Annotated in this window: 14 protein-coding genes; 11 read left to right on the top strand and 3 right to left on the bottom strand. The window is 68.6% G+C overall.

Translation table 11 applies throughout. The features are described from left to right. Window positions 1–115: 115 nt before the first annotated feature. From LTV02_RS19810 to LTV02_RS39275, 3 genes are all read left to right on the top strand, one after another. On the top strand, window positions 116–994 hold the full coding sequence (locus LTV02_RS19810) for an SGNH/GDSL hydrolase family protein (protein ID WP_233041365.1): 879 nt from the start codon (window positions 116–118) through the stop codon (window positions 992–994). Between the two features lie 183 nt (window positions 995–1,177). Then, complete coding sequence (locus LTV02_RS19805; protein ID WP_067716033.1) at window positions 1,178–1,570, top strand: hypothetical protein; 393 nt, start codon at window positions 1,178–1,180, stop codon at window positions 1,568–1,570. A 380-nt stretch (window positions 1,571–1,950) separates the two neighbouring features. Next, window positions 1,951–2,520, top strand: a complete 570-nt coding sequence (locus LTV02_RS39275) for a DUF6319 family protein (protein ID WP_269821637.1) — start codon at window positions 1,951–1,953, stop codon at window positions 2,518–2,520. A gap of 48 nt (window positions 2,521–2,568) precedes the next feature. Here LTV02_RS39275 and LTV02_RS19790 read toward each other — a convergent pair whose 3' ends face one another. Further along, window positions 2,569–4,056 (bottom strand): GGDEF domain-containing protein, encoded by a 1,488-nt coding sequence (locus LTV02_RS19790; RefSeq protein ID WP_233041364.1) that lies wholly within the window; start codon window positions 4,054–4,056, stop codon window positions 2,569–2,571. A gap of 350 nt (window positions 4,057–4,406) precedes the next feature. Here LTV02_RS19790 and galK point away from each other — a divergent pair, with 350 nt between their 5' ends. The 4 genes from galK (at window position 4,407) to LTV02_RS19770 (ending at window position 8,122) form a co-directional block, all read left to right on the top strand. After that, the gene (gene galK, locus LTV02_RS19785; protein WP_233041363.1) at window positions 4,407–5,519 is read left to right on the top strand and encodes a galactokinase; all 1,113 of its coding nucleotides are present in this window, start codon (window positions 4,407–4,409) and stop codon (window positions 5,517–5,519) included. A gap of 82 nt (window positions 5,520–5,601) precedes the next feature. Continuing rightward, the gene (locus LTV02_RS19780; protein ID WP_233041362.1) at window positions 5,602–6,033 is read left to right on the top strand and encodes a group II truncated hemoglobin; all 432 of its coding nucleotides are present in this window, start codon (window positions 5,602–5,604) and stop codon (window positions 6,031–6,033) included. Window positions 6,034–6,154: 121 nt separating this feature from the next. Beyond that, window positions 6,155–7,876: a sodium:solute symporter family protein gene (locus LTV02_RS19775; RefSeq protein ID WP_233041361.1), complete on the top strand. Its 1,722-nt coding sequence runs from the start codon at window positions 6,155–6,157 to the stop codon at window positions 7,874–7,876. A 12-nt stretch (window positions 7,877–7,888) separates the two neighbouring features. Continuing rightward, window positions 7,889–8,122, top strand: a complete 234-nt coding sequence (locus LTV02_RS19770; RefSeq protein WP_233041360.1) for a hypothetical protein — start codon at window positions 7,889–7,891, stop codon at window positions 8,120–8,122. 17 nt (window positions 8,123–8,139) lie between these two features. Here the strand turns inward: LTV02_RS19770 and LTV02_RS19765 are convergent, their stop codons facing one another. Together LTV02_RS19765 and LTV02_RS19760 are read right to left on the bottom strand one after the other, a co-directional pair. Further along, window positions 8,140–9,171, bottom strand: a complete 1,032-nt coding sequence (locus LTV02_RS19765) for an ABC transporter substrate-binding protein (RefSeq protein WP_233041359.1) — start codon at window positions 9,169–9,171, stop codon at window positions 8,140–8,142. Then, window positions 9,168–9,803 carry an ABC transporter ATP-binding protein gene (locus LTV02_RS19760; RefSeq protein ID WP_332909589.1) on the bottom strand — a complete coding sequence of 212 codons (636 nt, stop codon included), beginning with the start codon at window positions 9,801–9,803 and terminating at the stop codon, window positions 9,168–9,170. Before LTV02_RS19760 ends, LTV02_RS19765 begins: the two co-directional genes overlap by 4 nt. Between LTV02_RS19760 and LTV02_RS19755 the strand changes: the two genes are divergently transcribed. Genes LTV02_RS19755 through LTV02_RS19740 form a run of 4 tightly spaced genes read left to right on the top strand, consistent with a single transcriptional unit; the run spans window position 9,788 to window position 12,739 of the window. After that, window positions 9,788–10,435 carry an ABC transporter substrate-binding protein gene (locus LTV02_RS19755; protein WP_233041358.1) on the top strand — a complete coding sequence of 216 codons (648 nt, stop codon included), beginning with the start codon at window positions 9,788–9,790 and terminating at the stop codon, window positions 10,433–10,435. The two genes, LTV02_RS19760 and LTV02_RS19755, sit on opposite strands and share 16 nt — an antisense overlap. Next, window positions 10,432–11,658, top strand: a complete 1,227-nt coding sequence (gene entS, locus LTV02_RS19750; RefSeq protein ID WP_233041357.1) for an enterobactin transporter EntS — start codon at window positions 10,432–10,434, stop codon at window positions 11,656–11,658. The genes LTV02_RS19755 and entS overlap by 4 nt, the downstream gene beginning before the upstream one ends. Continuing rightward, window positions 11,658–12,494, top strand: coding sequence for a siderophore-interacting protein (locus LTV02_RS19745; protein ID WP_233041356.1), 837 nt, complete (start codon window positions 11,658–11,660; stop codon window positions 12,492–12,494). Before entS ends, LTV02_RS19745 begins: the two co-directional genes overlap by 1 nt. 8 nt (window positions 12,495–12,502) lie before the next feature. Then, window positions 12,503–12,739, top strand: a complete 237-nt coding sequence (locus tag LTV02_RS19740) for a phosphopantetheine-binding protein (protein WP_233041355.1) — start codon at window positions 12,503–12,505, stop codon at window positions 12,737–12,739. Window positions 12,740–12,767 lie beyond the last annotated feature (28 nt).

The following is a 12,767-nucleotide window of genomic DNA, read 5'->3' as shown; positions in this document are numbered from 1 at the left end:
CCGGCGGGGGGACACCGCGTATTTCCCCGTTCGGCGCGCGGAATTCGGTTGTCACTGTTAATTTCCCACCCGGACACCGGTCCAGTTCAGTGGTGACCGGTCGAGGGGAGACATCATGAAGATCTCGCACGCACTACTCGCCGCCACCGCCCTGGCGGCCTGCCTGCCCGGCGGCGCCGCCGCCGAATCGCCCGTCTACTCCGAGTACGTGGCGCTCGGCGATTCCTGGGCGGCCGATGCCACCCTGAGTCAGATCACCACCGCCTTCACCCCGCTCAATTGCGTTCAGAGCGCCAACAATTACGCCAAGCAGGTGGCGGCCGCCCTCGCCGTCCCCACCTTCCGCGATGCCACCTGCGGCGGTGCCGAGACCAAGAACATGACCGCCCCGCAGTCCACCGTGCTCGGCACCAACGCTCCCCAGTTCGACCGCCTCACCCCCACCACCGATCTGGTCACCCTCGAGATCGGCGGCAATGACGCGGGCCTGGCCGCGGCCGTGATGAACTGCGTGACAAACGATCCCACCGCCTCACCGTGCGTGACCGGCATGGTGGTGAACGGCGAGGATCGGATGTCGCAGGCCATCGCCGCCACCGAAGGCCGGGTCCGGACCGTGGTCGCGGGCATCCGCGAACGCTCCCCGCAGGCCCGCATCCTGCTCCTGGACTACTTCGAGGGCATCGGCCTGGACGGCGGCTGCTTCGCGCAGATCCCCATTTCCGACACCGACGCGATCTGGCTGGGCCACAAGCTCATCGAATTGCACGACATGCTCGCCCGCGTCGCCGCCGGCACCGGCGTCGACTTCGTCGACACCTACGACGGCAGCGCCGGCCACGACGCCTGCCAGCCCGCGGGCGTGCGCTGGGTGGAGGGCCTGGTGCCCTACTCCAGCAACCCGGTCGGCCTGGCCGTGCCCTTCCATCCCAACCAGCTCGGCGCGGACTATCAGGCGAGCAAGGTGCTGGAGGTACTGCGTAACCAAGATTGACAGCGATCGCCGTGCGGCACACCGACGCCAAGCTCCGGCGGGCCGTCACCGGCCCCGAGTCCCCGACACGCGAGCGGCGTTATCTGACGACACGCCGCGACCCTCAGGTAGTGTGCCTCCCGCAGCTATTCAGCGGCAATGGTGGTGCGGGGGCGGAAAGTGCGCGGTGGAAAGGGAGATTCGATGATCGCCCCTTTGCTGAGGTTGGTCGGCGTGGTGTCGGGTGGAGTGGCGGTGCTCACCGGCTGTTCGCAGGCGAGTGAGACACCCTCGGCAGCCCAGGCTCGCGCCGGTGAGATGACCGAGATGCAGCGCAGCGCGTTCGTCACCGCCTGCGACGGGACCGCGGCGGGCTGGCAGGCCACGGCGGTGGTGAGCAATCGCGATCAGGTCGAGCACCGGTATCTGGTGGTGATCAGTTTCCTGACGCCCGAGTCCACCACCCTGGAGCGCACCAGCACCGAGGTGACCGTCGGCCCGAATGCCACCCAGGACTTCACCACCGAGACCAAACTGGATCCGGTGACCCGCCCGCAGTCGGTGCACTGCGTGCTGCGCGGGGTCGAGCAGCTGTAGCGAAATTGCGCGGCGGGGACGGTCAGCGCCTACTATCGGAGCCGCCGCCATGCTCGGTGGGCCGCACGAATCGGAAGTGCTGAACGTTCGCTGACCAGCGCGGCGATGGGGGTACGAAATCTTCGGATGTGGATTTGTCGGTGCCATGGTGCATGCTCTTGGCACGCAGATGTCCAGCCGTCCGCCCGGAGAGCCCCATGTCGTCCCGTAGCACCAAAGCACAGCCCTTGTCGGAGACCGAGATTCGGCAGATAGCCGACGAGATCGACGCTGGCCGCCCGCCTATGGTGTGGTTCACGGCGTCGGCCGTAGGAGTACCGGAAGGCCGTTCCGGAAAGGTGATCTCGCTCGGTGATCCATCCGAGGGAGATTTCCTGCAGGTGAAGCCGACCGGTTCGAAAGACGTACTGTCCTTCGGTCCCACCGAGGTGACCTTGACCAAACCGGCCCGCAAGGACGCGGCCGCCGGTGTGAAACCGAAATCGGCAACCAGGAAGGACTCCACCGTGACGATGCCGTCGCCCGCAGCCGCGCCTGCTACTCCGCCGAGCGAGCCGGTCTCCCCGCCGGCGCCGAAAGCCGAAGCGCCGCAGCCCTCCAGCGCGCCCGCGCCGGCCGCCAAGCCCGCCGGCGGCGCGGCTCCCGCACCGGCCAAGAAGTCCGCGCCCGCGGCCGCCAAGAAGGCCAAGGCGCCCGAGGTGACGGTCACCCTGCTCGGCACCGCCGACGGCGAATGGACCGTCGAGGTGGTGGCGGGCAAGAAGCGCACCAAGGGTCTGCCGGTGCCGAGTTCCGCTGTGTCGCAAGCCGCCAAGCTGCTGCATCCCGAGGTCGCCGAAGTGGTGGACGGGGTGCTGGAGTCGGTGCGCGCCTCGCAGCGCGCCAAGGTGGAGGCGCTGCAGGCCGAATTGGAAAGCGCCCGTAAGTTACTCGACGAACTCGCGGGCTGACGAGATCGACCGATGGCGGTCGTATCGTTCGATTCGATACGGCCGCGATCACACCGCGGATTCGCGATGCCAGGTCTGCGACCCGCTCTTGGGATGCCCCGGCCGCAGATCGTCGTGGAAGATGTAGCCGAGCGAATATTCCTTCGCGTGATACATGGCCGAATCCGCCTCGCGCAGTAGCTCGTACACGGTGGTGTCCCCGCCCCGTGCTCCACTGCAGGCGATTCCGATGCTCGCCGCGATCCGCACCTCCGCCGCACTGAGCTCGAACGGCTCACCCAGCGTCGCCAGCAGCCGCTCCGCCAGCATCATGGCCTGCTGCCGCGCCAGCGGCGCCAGCACCACGAATTCGTCCCCGCCGTACCGCGCCGCGGCGTCGTCCCGCCGGATGATGCGCCGGATCCGCGCCGCCGCATTGGCGATCAGCTCGTCACCCACCGCGTGCCCGTAATTGTCGTTGACCCGCTTGAACCCGTCCAGGTCGATGAACAGCAGCGCGAGCGGCTGCTCACCCCATTTCTCCCGATTACGATGCAGCGCCCGCAGCAGGGCGGCGCGGTTCAGGAGTCCGGTCAGCATGTCGTGATCGGCCTGGTACTGCGCGCGCCGTTCGCTGCGGGCGCTGCGTTCGATGGCGCGTTCGCTGCGTAGCAGCACGCCGGCTAGTAGTAGCGCGAACAGCGACGAAACCACCACGCGGTCTACCAGATCCAGGCTCGACCCCACCACCGGCACCAGCGCCGCCACGATCATCACGATGGCGATGATGCTGGCCCGCTGCCGTGACCGATGCGCGTGGATATCGCGCGGCCCGCCCAGCACCACCATGCTCGGATGCACCGCCGCCGCGCCGACCAGCGTGTACGCCAGCTGCAAGGGCATGAGCAGTACCTGCCGGCTCAGATCGGCCGAGCCCGCGGTCTCCAGGTTGTAGCCGATATCCCCGGCCAGGATGACCAGCATGGCCAGATACACCAGCCGCACCGAGGTTTCCGACCGCGCCGAGGTGACCACCGAATGCACCACCACGGTCAGCAGGAACGCGTCCACGATGGGATAGGTGATGGCGGTGACCGTGGTCAGGTTGAAACCGTCCGCCTTGTGCAGGATCGGCGAGATCAGGAAGGTCCAGGAGACCAGCGCCGCGCCCAGGCCGATGAGCCCGGAGTCCAGCAGCAGATCGTGATCGGTGCTGTTGTGCCGCGGTCGCAGCCAGAGCACCGCGGCCGCGCCGATACAGCAGTAGCCGCTGAGAGTGAACAGATCGTCGAACGGATGATGCTGCCAGTCGGTGAGATCGCGCAGCGCGGTGCCGATGGTGAACTGCACCGCCGAGGCCGAGAGCAGATACCAGGGCAGCGGATGGCGCGGCCGGTGCTGACGGACGCCGACGCCGATCATGATCAGGCTGATGGTAACCGAGGCGATCAGCGTGCCCAGCGCGAGCGCGCGGCTGTCGACCACCAGGGGCAGGGCGAGGATGAGCAGCCCGCTGAGGAACAGTGTGGTGCGCCAGCAGAATCGGAATCGCGGCACAGACGGACCGGCCGGTTCTACGTCTGTCACTACCAGCCCCCCTGTCCGCTCCATCCCCAGGAACCGTGCCACCTTCGGTCTTGCGCACCCGATATCACCGTATTCGCGAAGACCGGCTCAGAAGGACACCGGTGAATCGCGAACCGAGTGTTGCTGTACGAGCATAGGACCCAGCCGACGGCGGCAGCACGGCTGCCGTCGAGATCTGGGAAACCGAGTCGATCATGACACGAAACGCGAGATTTCGTAGCGGAGTTCACGGATCCCGCAGGTTCGCGTTTCGCGAGACTCGCTATGCTGCCTGCGAATCGAACCGTACGGCCTGCACGATCGTCTGGACGGGAGCAGCGGTGATATCCACGACGGGGCGCTGGCACGCGCCGGGCCGGGTCAATCTGATCGGCGAGCACACCGATTACAACGACGGCTACGTGCTGCCGCTCGCCGTGCCACTGGGTGTGACCTGCACCGTCGGCGCGCGCCCGGACGACGTGGTGCGGGTCCTGTCGCGGCAGGCGCCGTGCGACGCGGCACCCACCACGCTGGGCGCGCTGACCGCCGGCGGCTGGTCGGACCTGCCCGGCTGGTCGCACTATCCGCTCGGCGTGATCCGCGAATTCGAGCGCCGCGGTTACCAGATCACCGGCCTGGAAATCGAACTGGACGGTTCCGTTCCGATGGGCGCGGGGCTGTCGTCCTCGGCCGCGCTGTGCTGTTCGGTGGCCCTCGCGCTGCGGGATCTGTTCGCGCCCAATCTGTCCGCCGACGAGATCATCGATATCGCCCGCGCCGCCGAGAACGTCTACGTGGGCGTGCCGACCGGGGTGCTGGACCAGTCCGCCTCGATGCTCTGCACCGCCGGGCACGTGCTGTTCCTGGACGTGCGCAGCGGCGGGCGGGTGCAGATCCCGTTCGAACTCGAGCGCTTCGAGCTGGAACTGCTGGTGATCGACACGGGCAGTCCGCACCGGCTGGTGGACGGGGAATACGCGCGACGCCGTGCCGAATGCGCCGCCGCCGCTGCCGAATTGGGCGTTCCCTACCTGCGCGACATCACCGAACCGGAGGTGCTGGACCGGCTCGCCGATCCGGTGCTGCGCCGGCGCGCCCGGCACGTCGTCACCGAGAACGCCCGCGTCCTGGAGGTCGCCACGCAACTGCTCACCGGTGCGGACCCGCGCGCCGTCGGACCGATCCTGACCGCCGGGCACCGCTCGCTGCGCGAGGACTACGAGGTCTCCGCGCCGCAGCTCGACACCGCCGTGGACAGTGCGCTGGACGCCGGTGCGCACGGGGCGCGCATGGTGGGCGGCGGATTCGGCGGCAGCGCCATCGCCCTGGTGGATCGCGCGCGTACCGCCGACGTCACCGCGACGGTGCGAGAAGCCTTCGCCGCCAAGGACTTCGACCCCCCGCGCTGCTTCGCGGTCACGCCGGCCGCCGGTGCGCATCGGATCGAATAGCGCAAAGCCTGCCGAAATGTCTGGTTGTCGGCCTAGCCTGGAACCCGCAACGATCCACTCGCACACCAGGAATGAGCGAGCCATGGAAAGTCTGTACGAGTTCGCCGGCGGTGACGAGGCCTTGCACCGGCTGGAGGAGATCTTCTACGACAAGGCGCTCGCCGACCCCGTCCTGCGCGAGGTCTTCCCGGTCCGGCAACCCACCCATGTCGACCATCTGACCTGGTTCACCGCCGAATCCTTCGGCGGTCCCGCCCGTTTCACCCGCGAGCTGGGCTTCGCCTACATCATCGACGCGCATCGCGGCCTGAAGATCACCGATGCCCAGCGGCAGCGTTTCGTCGAGGTCTACCTGGAATCGCTGGACGCGGCCGGGCTACCCGCGGACGAGAAATTCCGCGCGGCGGTGCGCGAGCACGTCGAGTTCGGCGCGCAGGTCGCCCAGCAGAATTCACACGCCCGAACCGACGCCGAGCTGCATCCGCTGCGCGAAGTCCCGCACTGGACCTGGTGACTCGCGCCGGACACGCCCAGCCCCGTCGTGAACCTCCCGGAGCGCCGCGAGCGCCCCGCTACTATTGCGCGGCACAGTCGCGCCCGCGTCATCTCGTGATCGTTTCGACAGGAGAAGCCGTATGCCGTTCGACGCCGCCTCATCGGCCGCCGCCCTGGCCGCCGGGCAGCTGCGACTGGATGCCGATCCTGTCGACTATGCCCTGGTCGCACTGTATTTCACCGTGGTGCTCGGGATCGGCCTGCTGGCCCGCCGCGGCATTTCGAACAGTCTCGACTTCTTCCTGTCCGGACGTTCGCTGCCCGCCTGGGTGACCGGGCTGGCCTTCATCTCCGCCAATCTGGGCGCGGTCGAGATCATGGGCATGTCGGCCAACGGCGCGCAGTACGGCATGCCGACCATGCACTACTTCTGGATCGGCGCCGTGCCGGCCATGCTGTTCCTGGGCATCGTGATGATGCCGTTCTACTACGGCTCCAAGGTGCGCAGCGTGCCGGAGTTCATGCTGCGGCGTTTCGGTCCGGGCGCGCATCTGGTCAATGCCGTCAGCTTCGCGGTGGCGCAGGTGCTGATCGCGGGGGTGAACCTCTATCTGCTGGGTTCCATCCTGAACGCGCTGCTGGGCTGGCCGCTGTGGGTGTCGGTGCTGGTGGCGGCGGCCATCGTGCTGTCGTACATCACGCTGGGCGGTTTGTCGGCGGCCATCTACAACGAGGTGCTGCAGTTCTTCGTGATCGTGGCGGCGCTGCTCCCGCTCACCCTGGTCGGCCTGCACCGGGTCGGCGGCTGGGAGGGGCTGCGCGGCAAGGTGATCGAGGGCCCGGGCGGCGTCGAGCAATTGCACGCCTGGCCGGGCAACGAACTGACCGGTTTCACCAGCAATGTGGGTTCGGTGATCGGCATCGTCTTCGGTCTCGGCTTCGTGCTGTCCTTCGGCTACTGGACCACCAACTACGTCGAGGTCCAGCGCGCGCTGGCCACCCATTCCATCGCCGCCGCGCAGCGCACCCCGATCATCGGCGCCTATCCGAAGATGTTCATTCCCTTCATCGTCGTCATCCCCGGCATGATCAGCGCCGTCCTGGTGCCGCAGATGGCCGACTTCAAGGCCGCCGAAACCGCCGACCCCGACTTCAGCGGCGACGTCACCTACAACCAGGCCCTGCTCTACCTGATGAAGGACACCCTCCCCAACGGCCTGCTCGGCGTGGCCCTGGCCGGTCTGCTCGCCGCCTTCATGGCCGGGATGGCCGCCAATGTCTCGGCCTTCAACACCGTCTTCAGCTACGACCTGTGGCAGCGCTATGTGGCCCGCGATCGCGAGGACTCCTACTACCTGCGCGTCGGCCGGCTCGCCACCGTCGGCGCCACCCTGATCGCGGTCGGAACCGCCTTCGTGGCAGGCAATTTCGCCAACATCATGGACTACCTGCAAACGCTCTTCAGCTTCTTCAACGCACCCCTGTTCGCCACCTTCATTCTCGGCATGTTCTGGAAACGCATGACCCCCGCCGCCGGCTGGATCGGCCTGGTCTCCGGAACCGCCGCCGCCATCGTCATTTTCATCCTCAGCAAGACCGGATTCTTCGAACTATCCGGCCAGGGCACCAGTTTCGTGGCCGCCGGCGTCGCCTTCGCCGTGGACATTCTGGTGAGCGTCCTGGTCACCTCGAACTCCCGCCCTAAACCCCCGGCAGAACTGGTCGGCCTCGTCTACTCCGAAACCCCCGCGTCCCTGCGCACCGACGCCGACGCGGCCGGCCTGCCCTGGTACCAGCGCCCCGCCCCCTTGGCCGGCCTGGCCCTCTTCCTGGTAATCCTGCTCAATATCCTCGTCGGATAGGAAAGGCGCCCAATGCTTTTCGATATTCGCACCATCGTAGGCGGCCTACTCGCCGCCTACGGCGTGATCCTCATCGTCGTAGCCCTCACCTACGACTCCACCGTGCAGCACATGAAAACCGGCGGCATCGACGTCAACCTCTGGGCCGGCATCGGCATGCTCGCCGCCGGCATCGTCTTCTTCGCCTGGGTCCGGCTGCGCCCCGTCCGCCAGCCGGATCAACTGTCGGACAACACTTCCGAATAGCGGCGCCGCCCGCGCGGTCAGGACTGCGCGGGCAGCTCCACGCCGGTGGCGGCGGCGATATCGGCGAGCATGGCCCGGGCGGCCTGGATGCCGATGCCGGACATCCAGACCTCGTCGTTCACCTCGATGACCTTGCCCGCCTTGACCGCTCGGAGGTCCTGCCAGACCTTGCCGGTGGTGACGGCGTTCTTCTCGGTCTTGCCCGGGTCGTCGATGGTGGCCACGAAGATCAGGTCGGCGTCGGCCAGATCGATCTGCTCGGGGCTGACCTCGCGCATGGTCTTGGCCTTGGTGTCGGCGGCGGTCTGGGAGGCGGGGCGGCGCAGGCCGATATCGGCGAGGACCACGCCGCTGTAGGAGTTGTCGAGGTACAGGCGGGTCGGTCCGGCGAGGAAGCGGATCACCGAGACGGTGGGCGGGACGCCGTTGTTCTTCTCGGTGATCGCTGTGCCCAGGGCGCGGGCCTGGGTCTCGTAGCTTTGCAGGGCGGTGGCCACCTGCTGGTCGAGGCCCAGCGCGCGGCCGTGGACGCGGAGGTTCTCCTTCCAAGGGCCGCCGGTGGTTTCGGTGAGGACGGTCGGGGCGATGCCCGCGAGTTTGGCGTAGATCTTCTCGTGGCGGATCTTCGAGGACAGGATCAGATCGGGGCGCAGCGAGGCGATGCGCTCCAGGTTGGGTTCCAGCAGCGGGCCGACATCGGTGACGCCGTCCGCCTTGTCGCCGAGGTAGGCGGGGAAGCCGCCGTGGGTCTTGGTGTGCGGGATGACCGCGCCGACCGGTTTGATGCCGAGCAGGGTGACGGAATCCAGTTCGCCCGTGTCGAGGACGACCACCCGCTGCGGGACCTTGGGGATGGTGACCTGGCCCATCGCCGTGTCCAGGGTGCGCGGGAAACTCGCCGAGTCGGCGGCGCTCGCGGGCGAATTCGTTGCGGCGGAATCGGATCCGCAGGCGGCCAGGCCGGACACGGCGAGGACGGCGGCGGTCAGCGCGGCCGCGATACGGCGGCGGTGCCGCGGGGGCGGGATGGGCATTGCTGCGGTTCTCATTTCTCTTCTCGATGCGACGCTGCCGCGGGGGCGACGCCGGACAGGGCGGGGCGGCGCGCGGTGCGCGCTCGCGGAACGACCAGCGGGGTGCCGGTCTCGGGATCGGGAATCACCAGGCAGTCGACGCCGAACACGGTGCGCACCAGGTCGGCGTCCAGCACGTCGGCGGGTTTGCCCGCGGCGGCCAGCCGCCCGTCGTGCAGTACCACCAGATGGTCGGCGTAGCGGGCGGCCTGGCCCAGGTCGTGCAGCACCATCACGACGGTGCGACCGGCCTCCTCGTGCAGATCGGCGACGAGATCCAGCACTTCGAGCTGATGCCGCAGGTCCAGGAACGTGGTCGGTTCGTCGAGCAGCAGCACCTCGGTGTCCTGGGTGAGCGCCACCGCGATCCAGGCGCGCTGGCGTTGCCCGCCCGACAGCTGGTCCACCGGCAGTTCGCGCAGGCTCTCGGTTCCGGTGCGGCGCAACGCGTCTTCGACCGCCGCCTGGTCGCGCGCGGACCACGGGCTCAGCAGCCGCTGATGCGGGTAGCGGCCCAGCCGCACCAGCGCTTCGACGGTGATGCCTTCCGGCGTGATCGGCTGCTGCGGCAGGAGTCCCAGCTTCAAAGCCAGTGCGCGAGCGGGCATCCGGTGAATGTCCGCATCTGATCATCGGTGGCGGGCAGGGCTTCCCGGGGCAGCAGTCCATCGACGCCTACGACAAGCTCACCGCCATCGCGCCGACCGTGCTGGTGCCGTCGAACGCGGTGAACTGGCAGGACCAGCTGAAGTCGGTCGCCGAGGCGGTCAATCAGTCCGTCAAGGTGAACGCCCTGATCAGCGCGTACGACGCCAAGGTCGCGAAGGTCAAGGACAGCATCAAGCCGCCGGCGGGCGCGGTGTCGGTGTTCCAGTCGCGCAAGGACAACAAGCCGTCCCTGATCGCGCCGGGCACGCCGCTGGCCTCGCTGCTGACCGCGACCGGCTTCACCATCGACGACAAGGTGGAGGCCAAGGCCGGTAATCCGGCGCGGGCCGCGGCCGCCGACTGGGTGTCGTTCAGCCCGGAACTGCTGACCACCGTCGCCGATGCCCCCGCCCTGTTCGTCATTCAGCTCGATGGTGGCCGCACCATCGCCCAGCTGAAGGACGACGCCATGTTCGCCAAACTGCCGGCCTTCCAGTCCGGCAAGGTGTACGAACTGCCCGCCACCAGCCAGCGCCCCGACTACCGCAATGTCATGAGCACCCTCGACCTGCTGGCGGAGCACTTCCGGTGACGGCGGTCGGCGGCCTGCTCATCGATGTCTCGCCGCTGCGGGCCAGCCGGGAATTCCGCTGCGCCTTCGCCGCCCGGCTGGTATCGGTGCTGGGGATCGGGTTGCTCATGGTGGCCCTGCCGGTGCAGGTCTATCAGCTCACCGGATCCTCGCTGCACGTCGCCGGCGTCACCGCGGTCACCGCGGTCGCCCTGTTCACCGGCAGCCTGGCGGGCGGGGTGATCGCGGACCGCTACGACCGGCGCGATGTCATCCAATGGTCGCGCGGCGCAGCCGGTCTGGGATTCCTCGCGCTGGGCGTGAACGCCGTGCTGCCCGATCCGCTGCTGCCGGTCGTCTACGCGGCGGGCGTGGTGGACGGGCTCGCGGGCGGGATCAGCGGATCCGCGCTCATGGCGCTGGTGCCGATGCTGGTCGGCCGGGAGAAGGTCGCCGCCGCGGGCGCTCTGACGGCGCTGACCTCCGACCTCGGCACCATGATCACCCCGGCGCTGGCGGGCCTGCTCATCGCGAAAACCGGTGTGGGCCCGGCGTTCTTCCTCACCGCCGCCGCCACCGTGGCCACGGTGAGCCTGATCCGCGCGATCGGACCGCAACCGGCTCCGGCGCGCGAAACCCAGCATCCGCTACGGGAACTGGCGATCGGTATTCGATTCGCGTTCCAGCACCGCAGGATTCGCGCGGCACTGCTCACCGGATCGATCGCCATGCTGGTGAGCGGACCCTTGGTCCTGCTGCCCGCCCTGGCCGACGAACTCGGCGCCGGCGCCACCACCCTCGGCCTGCTCTACGCCGCCCCCGGCGCGGGCGCGGTGCTGGGCTCGCTGACCAGCGGCTGGATCGGCCGCAGCGCCCACCCCGGTCGCGCCCTGCTGATCTCCCTGGCCTGCATGCCGATCGGCGTGATCATCGCCGGTCTGGCCCCGCACGCCGCCCTGGTCTTCCTCGGCCTGGCCGGTTTCGGCACCGCCCGCGCCGTGAACATGGTGCTGCGGTATGCGGTGCTGCAACGCGAAGCCCCCGAGGAACTGCGCGGCCGCGTCTCCGGCCTGCTCATGGTGCAGGCCGTCACCGGCACCGCCGTGGGTTCCATGCTGGCCGCGCTCGTCGGCCAATTCTGCACGCCCGCAACCGCTCTCGTGGTCTACGGGCTGTTCGTACTGATTCTGGGCGCGGGCACGGCTCTGGCCGCCGCGCAACTGCTGGGAAAGGAGAAGCCCTGATGGATCGTGCCGCCTACGCCACCCGCATCACCGAGGTGCTGGCCGGCCCGCACGGCGCCAAGGTCGGCTACCCGATCGGATTGTGCGAGGTGCGCGTGCTGCGTTCCGAACCGGTGGGCGCGGGCCTGCTGCGCATCACCTTCGGCGGTCCGGAGCTCGCCGGATTCCACAGCTATGTGCCGGATGAGCATGTGCGCCTGGTGTTTCCGGACGAAGGCGGTGAACTGCGCCTGCCGAGCCGGGACGGGCTGTCCCTCGAATGGGGCAATCCGCGACCGGTGTCCCGGGAGTACACGGTGCGCCGGCACAGCGCCGAAGACGCCGAACTGGATATCGATTTCGCGATTCATCCCGGCGGCCTGGCCTCCGAATGGGCCCTCGCGGCCACCCCGGGCACGCCCATGCACATCGCGGGCCCGCCCGGGGGCGTGGTGGTGCCGCGCACCTATGACCGATACCTGTTCGCGGGCGATATCACCGCCTTGCCCGCCATCGCGCGCTGGCTGGAATGGCTGCCGCCGGAGACCGCGGGCTGGGCGTTCATCGAAGTGACCGGACCGGACGAGGAGATCCCCCTGGCCGCCCCGCCGGGCATCGACGTGCGCTGGGTGCATCGCGGCGCTGTTGAACCAGGCACCGGCGACGCCCTCGAACAGGCGGTGCGCACGGTGGAAGTGCCGCAGGGACAACGGGTTTACGCCTGGATCGCCGGTGAGGCGAGCGTGCTGCGGCCGCTGCGCCGCTTCGTGCGCACCGACCTCGGCATCGGGCCCAAGGACTACCTGATCGCCGGGTACTGGAAACGCGGCGTCGCCGACTACGACCGAGACGAGTGAGGGACACGATGACGAACGAACAGGCAATCACGATGGGGCAGTGGGCGATCGACGATGTGGCGACCGCCCTCGGCGTCGACCCGGCCGAACTGACCCTCGACACCGATCTGCTCGACGCCGGACTGGATTCGGTCCGCATCATGTCCCTCGTCGAGAAATGGCGGGCGGCGGGACACGAGCACATCGACTTCCCCACCCTCGCCGGAGATCCGGTACTGCGGTCCTGGCTGGAAGCGCTGTCGTGACCGGTGGCGCGGCCGGAGCCGCGCCACC

It is taken from the genome of Nocardia yamanashiensis (genome assembly GCF_021183565.1).
Lineage (GTDB): Bacteria > Actinomycetota > Actinomycetes > Mycobacteriales > Mycobacteriaceae > Nocardia > Nocardia yamanashiensis.
Note: the sequence above shows the minus strand (reverse complement) of the source record. Positions and strands in the feature narration are given on the sequence as shown.